The 19470-nt window shown below is 63.2% G+C and carries 11 protein-coding genes and 1 pseudogene; 7 read left to right on the top strand and 5 right to left on the bottom strand.

All coding sequences use genetic code 11. The annotated features are described in order from the left end of the window. Positions 1-120 precede the first annotated feature (120 nt). From HKD46_RS17535 to HKD46_RS17525, 3 genes and pseudogenes are all read left to right on the top strand, one after another. A pseudogene (locus HKD46_RS17535) lies at positions 121-960 on the top strand (IS1595-like element ISAeca5 family transposase); the annotation flags it as partial. A gap of 422 nt (positions 961-1382) precedes the next feature. Next, the gene (locus HKD46_RS17530) at positions 1383-2015 is read left to right on the top strand and encodes a trimeric intracellular cation channel family protein (RefSeq protein ID WP_025326511.1); all 633 of its coding nucleotides are present in this window, start codon (positions 1383-1385) and stop codon (positions 2013-2015) included. A gap of 101 nt (positions 2016-2116) precedes the next feature. Then, on the top strand, positions 2117-2509 hold the full coding sequence (locus HKD46_RS17525) for a hypothetical protein (protein ID WP_005326432.1): 393 nt from the start codon (positions 2117-2119) through the stop codon (positions 2507-2509). A 74-nt stretch (positions 2510-2583) separates the two neighbouring features. Here HKD46_RS17525 and thiI read toward each other — a convergent pair whose 3' ends face one another. Further along, positions 2584-4032 carry a tRNA uracil 4-sulfurtransferase ThiI gene (thiI, locus tag HKD46_RS17520; RefSeq protein ID WP_161470671.1) on the bottom strand — a complete coding sequence of 483 codons (1449 nt, stop codon included), beginning with the start codon at positions 4030-4032 and terminating at the stop codon, positions 2584-2586. 175 nt (positions 4033-4207) lie between these two features. Between thiI and HKD46_RS17515 the strand changes: the two genes are divergently transcribed. Next, positions 4208-5167 carry a hypothetical protein gene (locus HKD46_RS17515; RefSeq protein WP_171865733.1) on the top strand — a complete coding sequence of 320 codons (960 nt, stop codon included), beginning with the start codon at positions 4208-4210 and terminating at the stop codon, positions 5165-5167. An 88-nt stretch (positions 5168-5255) separates the two neighbouring features. On the opposite strand, the gene pbpC is transcribed toward HKD46_RS17515, so the two are convergent. The 3 genes from pbpC to HKD46_RS17500 all read right to left on the bottom strand — a co-directional run bounded on the left by pbpC (position 5256) and on the right by HKD46_RS17500 (position 14340). Then, positions 5256-7664 (bottom strand): penicillin-binding protein 1C, encoded by a 2409-nt coding sequence (pbpC, locus tag HKD46_RS17510; protein ID WP_171865732.1) that lies wholly within the window; start codon positions 7662-7664, stop codon positions 5256-5258. Further along, positions 7630-12474: an alpha-2-macroglobulin gene (locus tag HKD46_RS17505; RefSeq protein WP_235673858.1), complete on the bottom strand. Its 4845-nt coding sequence runs from the start codon at positions 12472-12474 to the stop codon at positions 7630-7632. Before HKD46_RS17505 ends, pbpC begins: the two co-directional genes overlap by 35 nt. A gap of 177 nt (positions 12475-12651) precedes the next feature. Then, positions 12652-14340, bottom strand: a complete 1689-nt coding sequence (locus tag HKD46_RS17500) for an FAD-dependent oxidoreductase (RefSeq protein ID WP_171865730.1) — start codon at positions 14338-14340, stop codon at positions 12652-12654. 134 nt (positions 14341-14474) lie between these two features. Here HKD46_RS17500 and HKD46_RS17495 point away from each other — a divergent pair, with 134 nt between their 5' ends. From HKD46_RS17495 to HKD46_RS17485, 3 genes are all read left to right on the top strand, one after another. Further along, positions 14475-17414 (top strand): GGDEF and EAL domain-containing protein, encoded by a 2940-nt coding sequence (locus tag HKD46_RS17495; RefSeq protein WP_171865729.1) that lies wholly within the window; start codon positions 14475-14477, stop codon positions 17412-17414. Between the two features lie 75 nt (positions 17415-17489). Further along, positions 17490-18332 carry a pyruvate formate lyase 1-activating protein gene (gene pflA / locus HKD46_RS17490; RefSeq protein ID WP_139751701.1) on the top strand — a complete coding sequence of 281 codons (843 nt, stop codon included), beginning with the start codon at positions 17490-17492 and terminating at the stop codon, positions 18330-18332. A 94-nt stretch (positions 18333-18426) separates the two neighbouring features. Further along, positions 18427-19068 carry an energy-coupling factor ABC transporter permease gene (locus tag HKD46_RS17485; RefSeq protein ID WP_171865728.1) on the top strand — a complete coding sequence of 214 codons (642 nt, stop codon included), beginning with the start codon at positions 18427-18429 and terminating at the stop codon, positions 19066-19068. Positions 19069-19147: 79 nt separating this feature from the next. Here the strand turns inward: HKD46_RS17485 and HKD46_RS21465 are convergent, their stop codons facing one another. Beyond that, positions 19148-19375, bottom strand: a complete 228-nt coding sequence (locus HKD46_RS21465) for an acyloxyacyl hydrolase (RefSeq protein WP_233421514.1) — start codon at positions 19373-19375, stop codon at positions 19148-19150. Positions 19376-19470 lie beyond the last annotated feature (95 nt).

Raw genomic sequence — 19470 nt, 5'->3', positions numbered from 1 at the left:
ATCGAGGTTACGGATCGAGATAGCGGGTGCGGCCATGATGATCTACCTGCAAAAGAGAGTAATAGATCAGAACGGCCGATCGCCGTCAAGCACTGAAAATAGCAAAATCAGGTGCGGAATGACGGTTTCATCTGTCCTGAGTGCGCCAACAAGACCTGCTGTCGCCTGAAAAGTCGGCCACGCGTGCTGCAATGCAATAACTGCCGTCACCAGATGTCATTGACTGGAAACACGATTTTTGCAAACACCAAACTCCCACTGACCAAGTGGTTTCTGGCGATGCACCTGCTGTCACAGACCAAAACTGGCTTGTCAGCGATGGAGCTAAAGCGCCAGTTGGACGTCAAATATGACACCGCCTGGATGCTCAAGCACAAGCTGCTGCAAGCCATGAAAGAGTCCGATGACAAGCAGCCCATCAGCGGCATCATTCAGCTCGATGATGTCTACTGGGGTGGAGAGCGCCGTGGTGGCAAACGAGGTCGCGGCGCGGCAGGCAAGACGCCGTTTGTGGCAGCAGTAGCCCTGAACAAGGAAGGGCATCCAATCAAGATGCGGATGACGGTGGTCGATGGTTTCAAAACCAACGTCATTGCTGATTGGGCAAAACGGCATCTTGCTAGTGGTAGCGCGGTGATATCCGATGGATTGGCCTGTTTCAAAGCGGTCAAGGAGGCCAATTGTGAGCACCTGGGTGTTGTCACCGGGGGCAACCTTGATTTGCTGGATCATCCGGCATTCAACTGGGTAAACACGATGATAGGGAATGTGAAGAACTCGCTGCGGGGCAGTTGTCATAAGCTCGGAGCGAAGCATTTACCAAGGCATCTTGCTGAATACTGCTTCCGGTTTAATCATCGTTTTGACCTCAAGAGTATGTTTGTTGAATTGGGGCATGCAGTCGTGGCAAGCCCGCCGATGCCATATCGGCTCTTGAAGCTGGCTGAGGGTCATGGGTAATCAGGTAATGAATTCTCCTGATGAGTCTAAAACTGCGGATCCCAGGGCGCACGGCGATTGAGATCCCTCTTCAGTCCGCAGGGCCAATCCGCTGCCGGTGACTGAGGCAGATCTGATTCAACGTGGTGATGACCAGATCCGCAGCACTGCAAAAAGTTGGATTTCCTGACACCCTTCCATTTGCTTCCCCCTTAGTAACGGCACCACCGCCCGATGCTTTAGAAGATTTTTCGCCTCATCATATACAAATCTGTCTGCTCTCCCGGCAACAGCCACACTGCACTCTCAGCCTGTCTATCGGCCCAGACCATTGCCCCCAGAAACCCGCTCTGGCTCCCACTTTTGCATACCGACATTGCTCACACGCACCCCTTGCCCCTAAAATCGCCGCCCCATCATTTATTGGACGTGAGTTGTTCTCCATGCAGACACTGGTTGAGCAGATTGTTTACATCAGCGACATGTTTGGTACTGCGGTATTCGCGTTTTCGGGTGTATTGGTGGCAGGACGCCTTCGAATGGACGGCTTCGGCGTCATGGTGCTGGCCGCGGTGACCGCCATCGGCGGTGGCACCATACGTGACATGATCCTGGGCGCCACCCCGGTATTCTGGGTACGCGACCCCCTCTACATCTGGGTCGTCATCGCCACGGCACTCATCGGCATGTGGATGGTCAAGTTGCCCCGCCGCATGCCCTGGTATGTGCTGCCGGTGGCCGATGCCTTCGGGTTGGCGCTCTTTACCGTGATTGGCGCCCAGAAGGCGCTCAACTTCGGCACCTCAGGGCTGATTGCTGTGCTCATGGGCACAATGACGGGGGTGGCTGGCGGCATGATCCGGGACGTGCTGGCCCGGGAAGTGCCCATGGTGCTGCAAAAGGAGATCTATGCCACCGCCTGCATCCTGGGGGGCATCCTCTATACCCTGGCGCTGGAGGTCAACATGGACAGGGTCACCGCCATGCTCATCTGCATGACGGCCGTTTTTGGCCTGCGCGTGGCCGCCATCTACTGGCATCTCTCCCTGCCGACCTTCTCGTTGCAGCGCAACTGAACCGGGTCTGGGTGGGCGAGATCCCACCCTTGCAGGGGCAAGATTGAACCAAGCCCGCTTTTCTGTTGTCATAGAGTGGTCGTTTCAAGCCGGATTACCTCATGCAAAAACTTGGGCTCATTACCACGCTGATTCTGATGATGGTGGCAGCGGCTCATGCGGGGGCACAGGCCCTGTTCGGGCGCCTGGCATCCACCCCGGTGCAGCAGTTCAACCAGCAGATCCGTCAGGCGAGCAGCAGTCAGCAGGGCTGGGTCAACGACTATCGCGAAGTGGCTCGCCGCTTCGTGGGTCATGAAGACGTGCCCACCCGCATCCATGCCCAGCAGCTGGACAACGATCTGGTGCTCTCGGTTGCCCTCGATGGCCAGAAGAGCGACATGCTCTACATCCTGACCCTGTTTCGCAGCAACAATCTGTGGCAGATGCGTCAGGCCGAGATGGGCTGGCGCTGTCAGGGCCAGGAGACCTTTACCCCCGTCCCCTGCCCCTGATCATCACCGAACATGTGAAATAAAAAAATCCGGTATCTTGGCCGGATTTTTTTATGAGCGAATGCACACCGCTATCAGGGGCGGTACACCTTGACGTTGTCAAAGCCCTGCTCTTTGAGATAGAGCGCCTGCAGCTTGCTCATCACGCCGCGATCGCAATAGAGCAGGTAGGTCTGCTCCTTGGGCAGATCGCCAAAGGCGGTTGCCAACTTGAAGAAGGGGATGTGCAGCACTTCGCGCCCTTCCACCACCAGCGGCTTCTCGTCGTGCTCATCACTGGAGCGGATGTCCAGAATGACTTCGTTGGCGGCCAGCACCTGGGTGGTCTCCACCTCCTGCACCTGGGCGGCAGTCTCTTCGCCGATGCGACGGATGTCGAGGTAACGCGCCTCGCTCACCACTTTGTCCAGGATGGCGAAGTCGAAGTGGGCCTCTTCCGCCTCGATGCGAGAGAGCTCGGCCTTCACGGTCGGCTTCTTGGAGATGACGCCGCAATACTCCGGCATGGTCTCGGCAAACTCCAGGGTGCCGATGCGACGGGCCTCGCTGATGATGTCCGGCTTGTCCCAAGTGATGAGGGGACGCAGGATCACCTTGTCGGTCACCCGGTCGATGACGTTCAGATTGGTGAGGGTCTGGCTGGAAACCTGGCCCACGCATTCGCCGGTCACCAGGGCCGGGATCTGGAAGGTGTTCGCCACCTGGCCAGCGGCACGCATCATCATCCGCTTGAGCACCACCCCCATCTGACCGTTGTCGATCTTCTCGAGGATCTCGGCCACCACAGGCTCGAAGTCGATGGCGGTGAAACGCACCTTGTGGGAGGCACCGAACTTGTTCCACAGGTAATAGGCGACCTGCTTGACACCGATCTCGTGGGCGGCGCCCCCCAGATTGAAGAAGCAGTAGTGCACGCGGCAGCCGCGCTTGATGAACTGGTAGGAGGCCACGCCGGAGTCGAAGCCGCCGGAGAGCAGGCTCAGCACATCTTCCTGGGTCGCCATGGGGAAGCCACCCATGCCGTGGTGGACGGCACTGATAATGTAGAGCTCGTCGTTTTCCACTTCCAGATTGACCTGGATATCCGGCTTCTTGAGGCGCACACCGGCGGTTTCGCAATGCTGGTTGAGGCCGCCACCCACATAGCGCTCCAGCTCCAGGGAGCTGAAGTCGTGCTTGCCGACGCGACGGGCACGCACACAGAAGGTCTTGCCTTTCAGACGATCGCCCCAGACGGCGCGGGTCTGCTCGAAGATGTCGTGCAGATCGGTAAAGTTGCTCAGTTTCACTTCGAGGAAATACTGGATGCCAGGGATGCAGCTTAGCGTCTCGAGATACTGGGCGTGGAACTGATCGTTGCGGGAGCTCACTACCAGCTTGTCCCAGTCCATCCGCACGCGGGCGTCTTCGTCAAAGCGGCGCAACACGTTACGGATGTTGCCCTGCAGCATCTTGGTGAAACGCTGACGCACTGACTTGCTCTTGATGGTGATTTCGGGGAACAACTTGATAATGAACTTCATGGTATTGACTCGGGTGGCCTTGATTTAAGGGCGCGAATTATATCAGAAGTTTGGCGCCAGCGCCTACTGGCCAGGCGACGGCATATTTTCCCACGCAATGTTTGCCGCAAGGCGGCAATCTTGCGTATATTCCCGAGCCTGCGCCTTGGCCACCGGCTTGAACCCTGACGATCCGATGAAGACCCACATCTACTACCCCGGCATGGAAGTACGGGATGAACTCTGGCTCAAGTTTGCTCTTATCTATCTGGAGCGGCTCGCCTTCGTCTTCACCGTCAGCGAGAAGAGCGGCCTCACCGCTCTGCTGGAGACCCTGCGCCAGCAAACTGACCTGCTGGCCGAGCCGCCACAACCCGCCTTCTTCGCCCATATCACGCCCCAGGTCGAGAGCCAGATTGCCGGCCTGGTCGCCCCCGACTTCGTGCGTCACAAGGTGTTTGGCAACAGGGAGCTCATCGCCCGCTGGCGTTCAGCCCCCAACCACGACTGCTTCTGCCCGGCTCAGGCGGGACTGGAGCGGCTGCACGGGTTTTGTCTGACCCACGGCTTTGCGACGCAGGATGAAGGGGGGATCAGAATGGCGCGCCGCTTTGCCAACCTGCTCTCCATGCGCCTCGCCCGTGAGTGGGCACTCGCCAATGACGGGGCGCTGATTACCGATCACGACTATCTCGACCGCCTGCTTCACCTGCTCGAATCTCGCTACCACAATCGCGGCGGTCAGGATTGCTTCCACCTCGAGATCCCGCTGCAAGTGCCCACTCACCTGGCCGACATCCCGTTTGCAGAGCTCATTGCCCTGCGGGGGCGAAGCGGCTTTCGTCAGCAGCTCGCCGAGTTCCATCAGTCCCTCGATGCCCTGCTCGCCATGCTGGGCAGCGGCTACGCCGAACCCGCCGTGTTGACCCGCTTCGAGCAGGCCCAGCAGGGGTTCACACCCTTGCTGGGACCCGAGACCGTCACCCTGCCGCTCACCACGCTCGTCAGTACTGGCTTACCGGCCATGGCGATGATCCACCACCTCAAGGGGAGTCACCCACAGAGCAACCTGGTATTTCATCCCATCAAGAAGAGCCACTTCCACCAGCGCAAGAGCCGGCATTTCTTCACCCGGCTGGGGCAGGTCAAGCCCTGACTCCCCGCCTCTGCCGGGGAATCGACAATCAACTGACGGCATCGGGACCATCACCGATGCTGTCAATATTTTGGCGCTCACCACGCCCTCAGGAGGAGTTTTCCAGCCGAAACTCGATGCGATCGCTGTTTCCCGCCTCATCCACCACCACTAGCTGATAGCGGCCCGCCTTGCTCACTACTTGATCCCCGTCCCAGCGCAGCCGCTGCCCGTTGAGAAACCAGGCCGGCTTGCCGACACCGCCGAGCACCCTGGGCTGCAACCGATAGCGCTGACTGCGGATAAGGTTGCCCTCCCCCAGCGCCAGGATGCGGATGGGGGCCTGCTGCTCGGCGCTCTGTCCCTCCCCCGCGCAGCCGCTGGCGAGCAGCGCCTGACGCCGCTCGCCGGGCACCCGCCAGGGCTCCAGCGACAGCGGCCACAGGGCCCGAAAACCGGATTGCGCCGCATCATGGCAACGGGTCAGGGTCGGCTCGCCCCCGACAGTCAATGCCACTTGCCGCAGCGGCGAGGGCCAATCCATGGGGTCCGGCAAGGTGGGAGGGTCGCGCCCTTCCAGCAACCAGGTGCTCTGGCGCTGCCGACAGGCCTCTGGCAGGGTCGCGCTCGCCTTGCGCCCCAGCGGCCAACAAACTTCGGCCTCGCTCACCGTGTTGGGTTGTGCTGGCAAGGGGCTGTTGTCAGCCAATCGCGAGTAGACCGAGAGCAGCAGCGGCACCGCCGCGCTCTGGCCGTAGAAACCGGGCATGGGAGTGCCGTCGGGGCGCCCCAACCAGACGCCGATGGTCCAGCGACCGGAGACCCCCATGGCCCAGCTGTCGCGATAGCCATAGCTGGTGCCGGTCTTCCAGGCCAGCCGGTTGACCCGGCCGGTCGCCTCACTGGCAAAGGGCTGATCCGCGCGCCCCTGGGCGCTCAATACTTGCCAGATGATCCAGGCCGCTCCCGGGCTCAGCAAGGGGCGTGACACCGCCTGCTGCCCCGCCAGCCAGACCGGCATCGCCACCTGCCCCTGCCGGGTCAGTGCGCTGTAGAGGGCCACCAACTGCTCGAGCCGAATGCCCGCTGCCCCGAGCGCAATGGCCGGATTGGGCTTGTCGGAGAGCGCCAGCCTCACCCCGGCGTTGTCGAGACGGCTGACCAGTTTGTCCGGCCCCAGCGCCTCCAGCACCTGCACCGCCGGCACGTTGAGGGATTGCTGCAGCGCCTGGGCCAGGGTCACCGGCCCCTGAAAGGCACCGGAGAAATTGGCGGGGCGATAGTCCGAGCCCAGCCTTGGCGCATCGGAGAGCAGAGAGGCCGAGTGCACCAACCCCTCGTCCATCGCCAGACCGTAGATGAAGGGCTTCAGCGTAGAGCCGGGGGAGCGGATCGCCTGCACCATGTCGAGGTAACCGTGGCGGCGCAAATTGCCATACTCGGCGCTGCCCACATAGGCGCGCACCGCCATGGTTTTGTTATCTACCAAGAGCAACGCCGCTGAGGTCTGCTCGGGGAAGCGACGGATATAGCTCGCCACCCGCCCCTCCAGCCAGCGCTGCAGATCGCCGTCGATGGTGGTATGCACCAGGGCCCCGGCCTGATGGTCGGCGGCGAGGCGGGCAAACAGCGGCGCCTCCATCGGCGTGAAGTGACCGCGGGCCAGCACCGGCTCGATGCGCCCCTCCAACCATACCTGTTCGGGCCAAACGCCCTGTGCCACCAGCCGCTGCATCACCTTGTCGCGGGCGGTGCGGGCCCGCTCGGGATGCCGGTCCGGCCGGTTGCGGCTAGGAGCCTGCGGCAGCACCGCCAAGAGCGCCGCCTCGGCATAGGTCAGCTTGGCTGCACTCTTGCCGAGATAGGCAAAACTGGCCGCCTGCACCCCCTCCAGATTGCCGCCAAACGGTGCCCGGTTGAGGTAGACGGTGAGCAGGGTGCGCTTGTCGTAGTGCCACTCCAGCTGTAGCGCGCGCGCCATCTGGCGCAGCTTGCCGGGCACGCTCCTGTGGTAGGGCTCGATAAGGCGTGCCACCTGCATGGTAAGGGTCGAGCCGCCCGATACAGCCCGCCCATAGCGCAGCCACTGCCAGACCCCGCGCACCATGGCCACCGGATTGACTCCGGGATGACGCCAGAAGTAGCGATCCTCGTAGCCCAGCAGCGCCTCAATATAGCGGGGGGAGACCTGCTCCAGGGTCACGGGGTAGCGCCACACGCCGCTGGTATCGGCAAAGGCGCGCAGCGGCCGCCCCTTCATGTCGAGCACCACCCGTGCATAGGCAGGGTCGAGCGGTGGCGGCGGGAATAGTCGATCCAGCACCAGCAATGACAGGGGCAGTGCTACAACGCCCAGCACCGAAAAGCGCAGCCAGCGTGGCAGGCCACCAAGCCAGCGCCAGCCAGCGTGGCCAGTGCGACCCAGGCTCAGCCAGCAACGCTGCCAACGGGTGAGCGGGCGAACCCGCTCAAGGGAGGGTGTGTTACTCAGAGATAAGCACCTCGTGGATATCCTCACCCACAGCCCGGATCTCGGGTCGGTACATATCCTCCACCTGGGTCGGCGGCACCTGATAGCGACCCGGCGTCACCGCCCGCATCAGGTAGACCAGTTGCTGGTTGCTCCCCTCGCTCAGATCCAGCGCTGCCGTGTAGCGGTCATCACGAAACTCCTGATGCTTGAGGTAGTCGTTCCACTCGCTCTGCCACGCCGGTTTCCCCTCGATGGAGAGCTCTTCGAGCTTGATGCTGTTGCCAAGGGCCGGATTCTCCAGCTCGAAGCCGGCGGGCACCATCTCCACCAGCAGGGCATCGGGCACCGCCGATTCACTGCTGACATTGAGCCGCACCACCACCAGATCGCCGACCTTCACCTTGGTCGGGTCAAAACGCTGACCGTCGCTGTTGAACCAGCTGCGGGTCACGCTTATCCCCTGACTCAACCGGGTAGGAGCCTGTTCGGGGTAACCGACCAGGGTGCGCTGCACATAGAGGGATCCCCTGCCCTCGTTGGTGACGGTGCTCGCGGCCAGTGCCTCTGAGGCACCCTGATGCAGCGGAGCCGAACCGCTCAGGGATCCACTGCCAAGAGAGGAAGTTACCCTGGCCTGCCAGTCGGCGGCCGGATCGACGCGGGCCAGTCGCAGCAGGGCGAGCCGCTCCTGGGTGCTGAGCCACTGACGGTGAGCCAGGGTATCGGCCACCTTGGCACTGAGATCAGGCCAGCGCTCCGCAGCCAGCTTGTGCTGGCGCAGCAAGGAGAGCTCAAGGGCCTGATCGCGCAGCGGCGAGCCGTAATCACCCAGATAGTCATCACCGCGCTCGGTCGCCAATGCCCGGCTGAGGGCCTTGGCGGCGTTCTGCTCATCCCCCATGGCCGAGAGCGCCAGCGAGAGGTGCAAGAGCGGCAAGCCGGAGCGGGCGTGATCGGCCTGCTGCTCCCAGACAAGGCGCAGGGTAGCGAGCGGCGCCTTGCCCACCCGGGCCAGCACATAGGCACTGTAAGCCTGATAGGCCAGCCGGCTGTGCTCGGGAGCACTGCTCCAGCGCTCACCATACTGACTGTCGGTAAGATAGCTCTGCAACCGGTTCAGCGCCTGATTGAGCATCGCCTCCGGCACGGAGTCGCCCGCCTCCTTGCGCGCCAGCAGATAGTCGGCGGCATAGGCGGTGAGCCACTGCTCCTCGTCGGAGCGACCATCCCACAGGCCAAAACCGCCGCTTGGCAGTTGCAACCGCTGCAGCCGTTGCAGCAGGGCGCGCTGCACATCCGCCTCACTCGCCGCTTTCTTGCCCGCTGCGGGTTTACTCCAGGCGGCCCGCTCATCCGCCGTGGTCAGCAAGTAAGGCCAGGCACGGGACAGGGTCTGCTCCAGACAGGCGTAGGGGTAGTCGGCCAGCGCCTGCCACTGGGCTGCCGGATCCCAGGGGGGAGTGCCGGAGAGGCTGAGCAGCCCCTGCAGGTTGGCGCGATCCAGCCCGGCCAGCTCAGCTGGCGCAAAGCTCATCTGCTGGCCGGGGGACAGCATCTGATAGCGCTGGCGAGTCTCGGCCGGCCAGGGGGAGCGCAGCGGCAGAGACCAGTCGCGGCTGATGGCAAAATCCTTGCCGCTGGCTGCCAACTGCAGGCTCGCCACACCGCTCGCCCCGGTCACGGTGAGCGGCAGGGTCAGCCACTGCTCCTCGCCGTTTTTAAGGGAAAGGGTGCCGGGCAGCTCGCCATTTGCCTTGAGCCCGCCGTTGAGGGTCCAGGCAAGGGAGAGGGTCTGATCCTCACCGCTCATGTTGCGCAGCTGCACCAGCGCCCGGGTCTCATCGCCTCTGGCGCCAAAGCGCGGCCAGCCAATCTCGGCCACCAAGGGCGCCACCACCTTGACGGCGCGCTCGGCCTCACCGACCTGCTGTTCGTTCCAGGCCAGCGCCATCAGCGCCAGCTCGCCGTTGAAGTTGGGTAGATCGAGCGGGATCACCGCCTTGCCGCTCTCATCAAAGCTCACCTCGCCACTCCACAGTGCGGCTATCTCGACCCGGCTCTCCAGCGCGCCACCCTTTTTCAGCGGCGCCCGATCGCCCCCGTAGTTGAGGCGGGCCAGCTTGCCATCCTGCGGCGGGATCACCTGGCCGTAGTTGTCGAACAAATCTTGGGCGAAGCGCTTGCGACCAAAGAAGATCTCGAACGGGTCGAGCGGCTGGTAGTCGCTGATGTTGAGCACACCCCGATCCACCGCCGCCAGCACCACCCGCCCCTGGCTATTGGGGGTGGAGGTTGCGGTCACTTCCAGCCGGGTGAGCGGCACCGCTTTATCAGGCGCGCTCAGGGTGAGCTGCAGACGGCGCGCTTCCCGATCCAGGGTGAGCGGCACCAGACCGACCGAGCGCAGGCTCTGCACACTCTTTTGGCTCACCGGCTTTGAGTCACTGTCTGGCGCGGCGATCTGGGCCGAGATATGCAGATCATGACGCTGCCACTCGGGGCTGACCGGGATCTCGAACTCGCCGCGGGCATCCTTGGCATCGCCGCCGGCCCCCATGAGCTCGATACGCTGCCACCAGCGCAGGCCGTCGCCATCTTCCACCAGCAGCAAGCCCTTGCCGGGGCGCGGGGCAACCAAGGTCACGTTGGCCTTGTCCCCGGCCAGATAGGCGCGCTTGTCGAGGGTGATGGCAATCTTGTCAGGCCGCGCCTGCTCGCCACCGCCACCCCAGGCGTAACTGCCTATCTCCACCCGCAGGCTGGATTGATGGCCCTGACTGTTCTCCACCTCCAACCGATACCAGCCCGCAGCCAGTTGCAGCGTGAGCGGGGTCGGCCCCTTGCCATCCAGCTGCAGGGTCTGCTCCTGCTCCAGATAGGGCTGGCTGTTGAACTCGTACTTCCACCCCTCCCCATCGGCGTAGTGCCAGTAGTAGTCGCGGTACTCGTTGATGAGGCGCACCTTCACCGCCCCCGCCACCGGCTGGCCTTGTTCATCGAGGTTGAGGATCTGGAAGGGGAGCGGCTTGCCCCCCTCTACCCGCTCCGCTACGAAATCGGCCTTGAGCGCGGGCCACTGGCTGCCCGCGGGCCAGCCATACTGGGTGCGGCTGCGATTGACGGCGCGACCGCCGGGCTCGGAGAGCGACACCCGATAAGCCACCTCCAGCGGCCCGAGGGCGCGCACCCCATCGAGCTCATCAGCAAGCGAAAAAGTCCCCTGCCCCTGCGCATCCAGGGTGAGATTCAGCGGCTCGAGATCCCTGGCCTGCTCGGCGAGCAGCACGTCACCCAGGGTGAACTCCTGCCACTGAGTAAAAGGCATGGTGGCGCGGCTTAACTTCACCTCCGCCTTGGCCTTGGTGGCGCTGGCTGGTGCGCCGTAGAGATAGTCCCCTTGCAGCGGCAAAGTGAGGGCGGCGTCCAGAGTCGTCACTTCCCCATCCGGCCCCTTGCCAAGCTGCAGTTTCAGCCGCTCCGGCAGAAACTCCTCCACCAGAAAAGGCCACTCGAAGCGGCTACCGGCAGCGGTCTTGAGGTTGATGGTCCAGCGCCCGAGCGGCGCATCATCCGGCAAACGCAGACCGTAGTGGGCCGCGCCCAAATTGTCCGGCAGCAGCCGCTTTTGTTCGAGCAGCTGGCCGTCCGGCTGTTTCACCTCCAGCTCTACCGCCATCCCCGGCAGCAGCTGACCATCCTGCCCCTTGAGCAGGATCTCGCTGTCGAGCCGCTCGCCGGGACGATAGAGATCGCGCCCGCTGAACAGATAGAGCTGCTGGGCCTGCCAGGGCTGGGTGCCGAGATCGAAGGTGGAGAGATCGAGCGCCGCCCCGTCGAGGCGCAGCACCGCCAGATGCTTGCCCTGCTCGGCCAGCAGCAGGCGAGCCCCCTGCACCTGATCGAAGCGGCGATGACCTTGGGGGTCGGTGGTTTGCACCTGCAGCCGGTTGCCCTTCTGGTCGAGCAGGGAGAGCTGCACATCCTTGAGGGGGTCGGCGCTGGCCAGGGAGCTGACGAACACCTCCAGCTCATCGCGGTAACGGCGGGCACTGAGCCCCATGTCGCTCACCGCAAAGTAGGTGGTCTCCTTGCGCCAGTCGTAGTTGCCAAGGGGCGACATCACCGCAAAGTAGACGCCAGCCTCCGCCAGCTGCGGCTCCTTCACATTGATGAGGCGGGTCTCGCGCCGGTTGGCATCGAGCTCCAGCGCGTAACGGCCGCTGAACACCCGCTTGGCCCGCTTGGTGATCTGCTCAAGCTCCCAGTTGCCCATGCCGGCACCGGGGCGATACTCGGCCAGGAAACGGGGCAGGTATTCGGCATCGACCCGGAAGAAGTCGATATTGACCTCGTCCACATTGACCGCGCTGATGGGCAGGCGCAGCTCGTCGCGCAGCGGCAATACCATGCCGCTCGCGGTAAACGACGCCCCCGCCTCCAGCGGCCGGGTTTTGAGGGTCCAGCTCTGGGGGGATGGGCCCAGCCCCGCCTTGAGGCTCACCTCGTAGCGTTTGTCGGGCTGGACGTTCGGGAAATAGAGGGTGCGACCATCGTCGGCCAGGATCCACTCCCCCTGCACCTGCTTGCCCCCTTCACTCACAGAAAGCCAGCTCTGCCAGTTTGCCTTGGGCGCCAATGGGCCGGAGAAGACCAGCGCCAGCGCAGGGGCATCCCTATATTGGCGGGCATTGGCCTGCACCACGGAGGCGGGCGCCCCCGCCTCCTGCCGGGCCATCGGTTCTGTCGTCGGAACCTGGCTGACAGGCTTGTCGGGGCCGCAACCAGCCAGCAGCAGCGCCGCCAGCCAGGCCACACGGGGAAGACGAGTCACGGGGCAGGAGAGAGAGAGGTGCATGGTGTTCATCCCGGGTTGGATCGCCGCAGCGCAGGAGCCAATAGAATAAAGCGTCACTCCCGGGAACACCAACTGCCATGTCGGGCGGCATCGGCCCCTGATGAAGAAACGGGCCACTCACTGGAGTGGCCCGTTTGCATACAGAGTGATCAATCGGGCCATTTCAGCCTGGAGGATCTACTCGGCGATCACCGTCTGCCAGGTCTTGAAGCCGCCGGAGAGGTTCTTCACCCGAAAGCCGTGCTGGCTCAGCAGGCGGCAGGCCACGTGGCCGCGCAGCCCCACCTGGCAGCTGATGAGCAGCTCCTTGTCCCTCGGCAGCTCGTCGAGGCGGCCGCGCAGCTCATCAAGGGGAATATGCAGCGCCCCCGGAATGCGGCCCAGCTTGTCGAGCTCGGGGCCGCTGCGCACATCCAGCACCTGTTGATGAGGGTGGCGGGCCTGCACCTCGGCGGCGTGACAGAGGAGGGTGTCCCCCTTCAGATGGTTGCTCGCCACGAAGCCCGCCATGTTGATAGCGTCCTTGGCCGAGCCGAAGGGGGGCGCATAGGTGAGCTCCAGATCCTGCAGATCGAACACGGTGAGACCGGCGCGCTGGGCCACCGCCAGCACGTCGATGCGCTTGTCGACCCCGTCCTTGCCGATGGCCTGGGCACCGTAGATCTTGCCGTCCGGCGCAAACAGCAGCTTGAGGCTGATCGGGTGGGCGCCGGGGTAGTAGCCGGCGTGGCTGCCCGGGTGCACATAGGCCTTCTCGAACGGCAAGCCCAGCTGCACCAGCCGCTTCTCGTTCAGCCCCGTGCTCGCCACCGCCAGATCGAACAGCTTGCAGATGGCGGTGCCTTGCGTCTTCTTGTAGGTCTCGCTTCGACCCAGCATGTTGTCGGCGGCGATGCGTCCCTGGCGGTTGGCGGGCCCCGCCAGCGGGATCAGCACCGGCTCGCCAGTGACGAAGTCGGTCTCCTCCACCGCGTCCCCCACCGCATAGATGAAGGGATCCGAGGTGCGCATCCCGGCGTCCACCTTGATACCGCCGCGGGGTCCCAGCTCCAGCCCGGCCTTGGACGCCAGCAGGGTCTCCGGCTTGACGCCGATGGCGAGGATCAGCAGGCCGGTGTCGAGCCGGCTGCCATCGCTCAGGGTCAGCCGCAGGCCGCCCCCTTGGTCGTTCGCCACCGCCGAGGTCTTCTCTGCCGGCACCGCCAGGCTCTCGATGGCACTGAGGCCGGTGCGCAGGCGAAGATCGATCCCCTCCTCCCGGATGCGGGCGTGCAGCAGGTTGGCCATCTCCCTGTCCACGGGCGCCATCACCTGCTCGGAGAGCTCCAGCAGGGTGACTTCGAGCTTGCGCTGGTGCAGCGCCTCCATCATCTCCAGCCCGATGAAGCCGCCCCCCACCACGGTGACATGGCGCGGCTTGTCGTGCGCCAGCGCCGCCAGGATGCGATCCATGTCCGGGATATTGCGCAGGGTGTGCACACCCGGGCTGTCGATGCCGGGGAAAGGAGGACGAATGGGCACCGCCCCCGGGCTCAGCAGCAGCACATCGTAGGGCTCGCACCGCTCCTCGCCGGTTTGCAGGTTGCGCACCAGCAGGCTCTTGCCCGCCTTGTCTATCTCGATCACGTCGTGGAAGACCCGCACATCGACGTTGAAACGGCGCTTGAAGCTCAAGGGCGTCTGCAGCAGCAAGGCATCCCGATTGGGGATATCCCCCCCGATGTGATAGGGCAGACCGCAGTTGGCAAAGCTGACGAACTCGCCCCGCTCGAACATCACTATCTCTGCCTCTTCACTCACACGGCGGGCGCGGGCCGCCGCCGATGCACCACCCGCGACACCACCCACAATCAGGATCCGTTTCATCTGCAAGACTCCACTCAACGAGAAATTGACATTAAATTAGAACAATCTAATTTAGGTTTCAATGAAATTTTGTTTGCCGCGGATTTGCAGTATTCTTGCCCTCCGACAATTGCTCAACAGGATAGTGTCAGTTCATGTCGTCTACCGCGCTCAGCCATCTCCCGACAGCCAGCCAGGCCCCCCTGTTCTTTCGCCTGGATACCCGTAGTCAACGGCTGGTCGCCCTGACCGATGTGATGCAGACCCCGCTCCACTGGCTCGATGAGCCCCGCAGCGCCTGGCCGGCTCAATTGCCGGATGCCCTGCGCCAACCCATAGAGCAGCGGCTGGCCAGCGGCAAGGGGGGCAAGCTGCTGCTGCGCTTTGCCGCCCAGCAGTGGCATATCTCCCTCTCCCATGAACAGGACGCCTTCTGGCTCATCTGCCTGCAGACCCAGTCCCAGGAGAGCGCAGCCAGCCTGTCGCTGCAACTGCCGCGCCTGAGCCAGATGGCCAGCCAGCAGCAGTATGCCGCCATGCTGGAGAGCCTCAGGGAGTGCCTGGGGGCAGATCGCCTGATCCTCTGGCACTACCAGGCCAATGGTCCCCTCGGCAGCGAGCAGCTGACCCCTGTCTTCACCCTGAATGCGGATTCTGTCGGTGCCATTCGCGGTGACAGCCGCTACATCCGGGCCTTGCGTACCCGGGGCGCCCTGAGCTTCTCGGAAGCCGCACACCAGCCCATGCTGAGCCAGCACTATTATCTGGCCAATGCCCATGTCAGCTCCCGCCTGGACGGCGCCCTGCTGGAGCAGGAGAAACTCATCGGCGTGCTCAGCCTCGAATACGCCGAGACGACCCTGATCGGCGAAGAGACGCTGCAGCTGGTGCGCCACTGCGCCCAGTTGCTGGGTCACTGGCAGCCCGAACCCGAAGTGGCCGAGGCCTCCCCCTTCACCCTGCCAGGCGGTCTCAGTTGCAAGACCGGCAATGAGTATTGCCGCGCCCTGGTGCGCTGGGCCATGACGGCGAGCGGCGCCCGCATCGGCTGGCTCGGGGAGTTTCAGCTGCGTGGCCAGGATCTCTGGCTCATTCCCCGCTGCGTGCTGGAAGGAGAGACCTTCTCCGCGGTCAAGCCCATGCGGATGGAGATAGGCCCGGGCCGGGAGATCTTCCAGCACGGCCAGAGCCTCTATGTGGAAGACCTGCCCCTGCGCTATCCCCAGGCCACTCAGTTGCTGGCCCTCAACGCCAAGGCCTACATTGGCATTCCCCTCCAGGGCCAGGGCGGCGCCCCCCTGGGTCAGATCACCCTGCTGCTCGACGGGCCGCTGGCCGACCCCATTCCCCTGCTCGATGCCCTTTACGATCAGCGTGAGCGGGCCGCCATCGAGTTGCAGCGCCTCGCCAACGACGATGCCCTGCGCCTGGCCGAAGTGGCCTTCAACACCCACGACGGTCTGCTGGTGATGGATCACGGCGGCATCATCCTCAAGGTCAATGACTCCTTCAGCCGCATCACCGGCTTTGCGAGCGAGGAGATGCTCGGTCAGCATATCGAGGCCCTGCGGCCTACCTATTATGGCGACAGCCTGAAGGAGGAGGTCATCGTCGCCGTCGATGAGCAGGGATACTGGCTCGGCGAGGAGCAGTGCCTGCACAGGGATGGCCATCTCTTCCCAGTACGGCTCATGGTCAGTGGCGTCAAGGATGAGGAGGACGAGATCAGCCATTTCGTCTGCAGCTTCCACGACATCACCCAGGAGAAGGAGGCGGCCCGCCACATCGAGCGGCTCGCCTATTACGACGATCTGTGCGACCTCTACAACAGACGCAGCCTGAACGACATCATGCAGCGCACCCTTGCGCTCCCGAGCGGACAGTGGGGGGCATTGCTGCTGCTCGATCTCGACAACTTCAAGTCGATCAACGACTCCCTCGGCCACGCCTGCGGTGATCTGCTGCTCCAGGCCGTGGTGGTTCGGCTCAAGTCCCTGCCCCAGGAGAACCTGGTGCTGGCCCGCACCTCGGGAGACGAATTCGCCCTGCTGTTCACGGCGCTGGGCCAGGGCTACATCACCGCCAAGATCCTGGCGGAGCATTTTGCCAGGGAGCTGATGGGGATCTTCCGGCTCCCCTTCGACATCGGCGATCACAAACTGCACTGCAGTGCCTCCGTGGGGATCAGCCTGTTCAGCGACGATGACAAGGATCACCTGATCCTGATGCAGCAGGCCGATACCGCCGTCCACATGGCCAAACGAGCCGGCCAGGGCAACCACATCTTCTTCAGCGAAGCCATGGCGGAGAAGGAGAAGAGCAAGCTCTCCCTGAGCAACCAGCTGCGCGATGCCCTGCGCAACAACGAGCTGGTGCTGCACTATCAACCCCAGTACAGGGTCGACAACGGCAGCCTCTCGGGCGTGGAAGCGCTGCTGCGCTGGCAGAAGATGGACGGCACCATGATCCCTCCCGGGGAGTTCATTCCCATCGCAGAAGAGACCACCCTGATCCAGGAGATAGGCTACTGGGTGATGAAGACGGCCTGCGCCCAGTACAGTTTCTGGCTCAACAACGGCCTCGCCATCCCCCATCTGTCGGTCAACGTCAGTGCCCGCCAGTTCCACACTGCCGGCTTCGTGCAGCAGGTGGAGTACGTGCTGCGCGATACCGGGGTGCCGCCATCGCGCCTGCTGCTGGAAGTCACCGAGTCCGTGGTGCTGGAAAACCGGTTGGACAGCATCGCCAAGAGCCGCCAGCTCAAGGCGCTGGGCATTCTCATCTCCATCGATGACTTCGGTACCGGGTATTCTTCTCTCGCGTATCTGCGCGATCTGCCCGCCGATGAGGTCAAACTGGACAGGAGCTTCATCCAGACGCTGGTGCACAGCGAGCAGGACAAGGCCATCGTCAAGGCCATTCTGGATCTCGCCAAGGTGTTTCGCTTCACCGTGACCGCCGAAGGGGTGGAGGAGGAAGAGCAGTTGGCCGTGCTCAAGGCACTGGGATGCCAGCACTATCAAGGCTTCCTGACCAGCCGCCCGCTTCCCGTCAAGGCACTGGAGAGTCTGCTGGGTGCCACCCCAACCGGCTAAACAGGTAGGATTTATAGGGCTTTATGTCATAAAATAACGACCGCTCGAACCCTGTCCGAACAATTGGAGTCGTCTATGTCAGTCATTAACCGGATCCCTGCCGTTGAAACCAGCGGCCCTGCCGATCAGGGCACTCAGCGGATCCCTGCCGCTACCGTTAGCGACGCCAGCAGTCCCGACATCATTGGCCGGATCCATTCCGTCGAGACCTGCGGCACTGTCGACGGCCCCGGCATCCGCTTCATCGTGTTCATGCAGGGCTGCCTGATGCGCTGCAAGTATTGCCACAACCGGGACACTTGGGACACCCAGGGCGGCCGCGAGGTCACCGTGCCCGAGTTGATGCAGGATCTCACCAGCTACCGCCACTTCATGAATGCCTCGGGCGGCGGCGTCACCGCCTCCGGTGGGGAAGCCATGCTGCAGCAAGAGTTCATCGCCGAACTGTTTGCCGCCTGCAAGGCGCAGGGGATCCACACCTGCCTGGATACCAACGGCTTCGTGCGTCACTACGACGAGCTGCTCGATCGGGTGCTCGACAACACCGATCTGGTGCTGCTGGACATCAAGCAGATCAACGACGAGAAGCACATCCCTCTCACCCATGTCAGCAACAAGTACACCCTGGAGTTCGCGCGCTACCTGGCGTCCCGCGGCCAGACCATGTGGATCCGCTACGTGGTGGTGCCGACCTGGTCCGATGATGACGAGAGCGCCGAAGGGCTCGGTCAGTTCATCGCAGAGCTCGGTGATTGCGTCGAGAAGGTGGAACTGCTGCCCTACCATGAACTGGGCAAACACAAGTGGGACGTGCTGGGGGATACCTACGATCTGACCGGGATCAAGCCCCCCAGCAAGGAGACCATGGACAGGGTTCAGGCCATCCTCGGCAAGTACCACCCCAACGTGAAGTATTGAGACAGGAGGCCGCCCGGGACTGGGCGGCCTCTTTTCATTGCGCCACCCGGCGCCCGGGCTCATCACCCGGCAGTGACATTCGAGGGAACATGCCATGAGTGAAGGACAAGTCGCCGCCCTCCTGCTCTGGCTGGTGCTGCTCGCCTTCAGCCTGAGCGCCTCCCTGCTGCGCACCCTCCACGCCAACCCCCTCTATCAGCACCTCTGCCTGGGGAGCGCCATCGTCCTGGTGCCACTCTGGACCTTGCGGGCGGGTCTGCACGAGGGGCTGGAGATCCATTTTCTCGGCCTCACCAGCCTGACCCTGCTGCTGGGCTGGCGCCTCGCCCTGCTGGCCCCCTGTCTCACCTTGCTGATCCTCGGGGCCTTTGGTGTCACCGATCTGGCGGAGTTCGGCTGGCAGGCGCTCATCGGCATCGCGCTGCCGGTCGCCACCAGCTGGCTGCTGTTTCTAGGGAGCTGGGCCTGGCTGCCCCGCCACCTCTTCGTCTATTTGTTCGTGGCCGCCTTTCTTGGGGGGGCGCTGAGCATCTCGGTCAAGATCCTCGCCAGTGCCCTGCTGATGGGGATGAGCGGCGCCTACCCCTGGCACATTATCAGTGCCGATTACCTCTCCATCTGGCCACTGCTGCTCTTCCCCGAGGCCCTGCTCAACGGCATGGCCATGACGTTGCTCGCCGTCTACCGCCCCCACTGGGTCAGCACCTTCTTCGACAGGGAATATCTGGGGCGCTGATCCTGACATAAATGGCCATGCAGGCCCATGTCATGGGTCCCCTGAACGCCGAACAGCGCTCAGAAGACCTGATGAAAATCTAGAATCTGTACTCGATGTGGAGTGTGTGACTGTCCAGTGATGGGTTGTGCTCATACATATGTCCATTGGACATATGTTCATACTGATATCCCAGCAGCCAATTCCGATTGAAGGCATACCCCAGCCCTAATCCAGTTGATAGCTGGACAGGGCCACCATAGTCCTTGAAACCATTCCCCTTGTGCCCGAACTCATGTTTGCTCAGCCACAGCACCTCAACCGGCATCCATACCACCCATTGGCCCCATAGGCATTCAGCACGCCCTCCAGCACCCAACCGGGCCCCGGATTCATGGCCAACATCCAGCACGCCACCACGCA

The organism is Aeromonas sp. TW 6 (assembly GCF_013168745.1).
GTDB lineage: Bacteria > Pseudomonadota > Gammaproteobacteria > Enterobacterales > Aeromonadaceae > Aeromonas > Aeromonas caviae.
The sequence above is the reverse complement of the archived record's forward strand: the minus strand, read 5'-3'. Positions and strand labels throughout refer to the sequence as shown.

What these genes read in the sequence shown, in the direction of transcription:
- HKD46_RS17530 (WP_025326511.1), top strand. Translation starts at nt 1,383, where the DNA reads ATGCAGACACTGGTTGAGCAGATTGTTTACATCAGCGACATGTTTGGT.
- HKD46_RS17505 (WP_235673858.1), bottom strand. Translation starts at nt 12,474, where the DNA reads ATGCACCTCTCTCTCTCCTGCCCCGTGACTCGTCTTCCCCGTGTGGCC.
- HKD46_RS17485 (WP_171865728.1), top strand. Translation starts at nt 18,427, where the DNA reads ATGAGTGAAGGACAAGTCGCCGCCCTCCTGCTCTGGCTGGTGCTGCTC.
- HKD46_RS17500 (WP_171865730.1), bottom strand. Translation starts at nt 14,340, where the DNA reads ATGAAACGGATCCTGATTGTGGGTGGTGTCGCGGGTGGTGCATCGGCG.
- HKD46_RS17525 (WP_005326432.1), top strand. Translation starts at nt 2,117, where the DNA reads ATGCAAAAACTTGGGCTCATTACCACGCTGATTCTGATGATGGTGGCA.
- HKD46_RS17515 (WP_171865733.1), top strand. Translation starts at nt 4,208, where the DNA reads ATGAAGACCCACATCTACTACCCCGGCATGGAAGTACGGGATGAACTC.
- HKD46_RS17495 (WP_171865729.1), top strand. Translation starts at nt 14,475, where the DNA reads ATGTCGTCTACCGCGCTCAGCCATCTCCCGACAGCCAGCCAGGCCCCC.
- thiI (WP_161470671.1), bottom strand. Translation starts at nt 4,032, where the DNA reads ATGAAGTTCATTATCAAGTTGTTCCCCGAAATCACCATCAAGAGCAAG.
- HKD46_RS21465 (WP_233421514.1), bottom strand. Translation starts at nt 19,375, where the DNA reads ATGCCGGTTGAGGTGCTGTGGCTGAGCAAACATGAGTTCGGGCACAAG.
- pflA (WP_139751701.1), top strand. Translation starts at nt 17,490, where the DNA reads ATGTCAGTCATTAACCGGATCCCTGCCGTTGAAACCAGCGGCCCTGCC.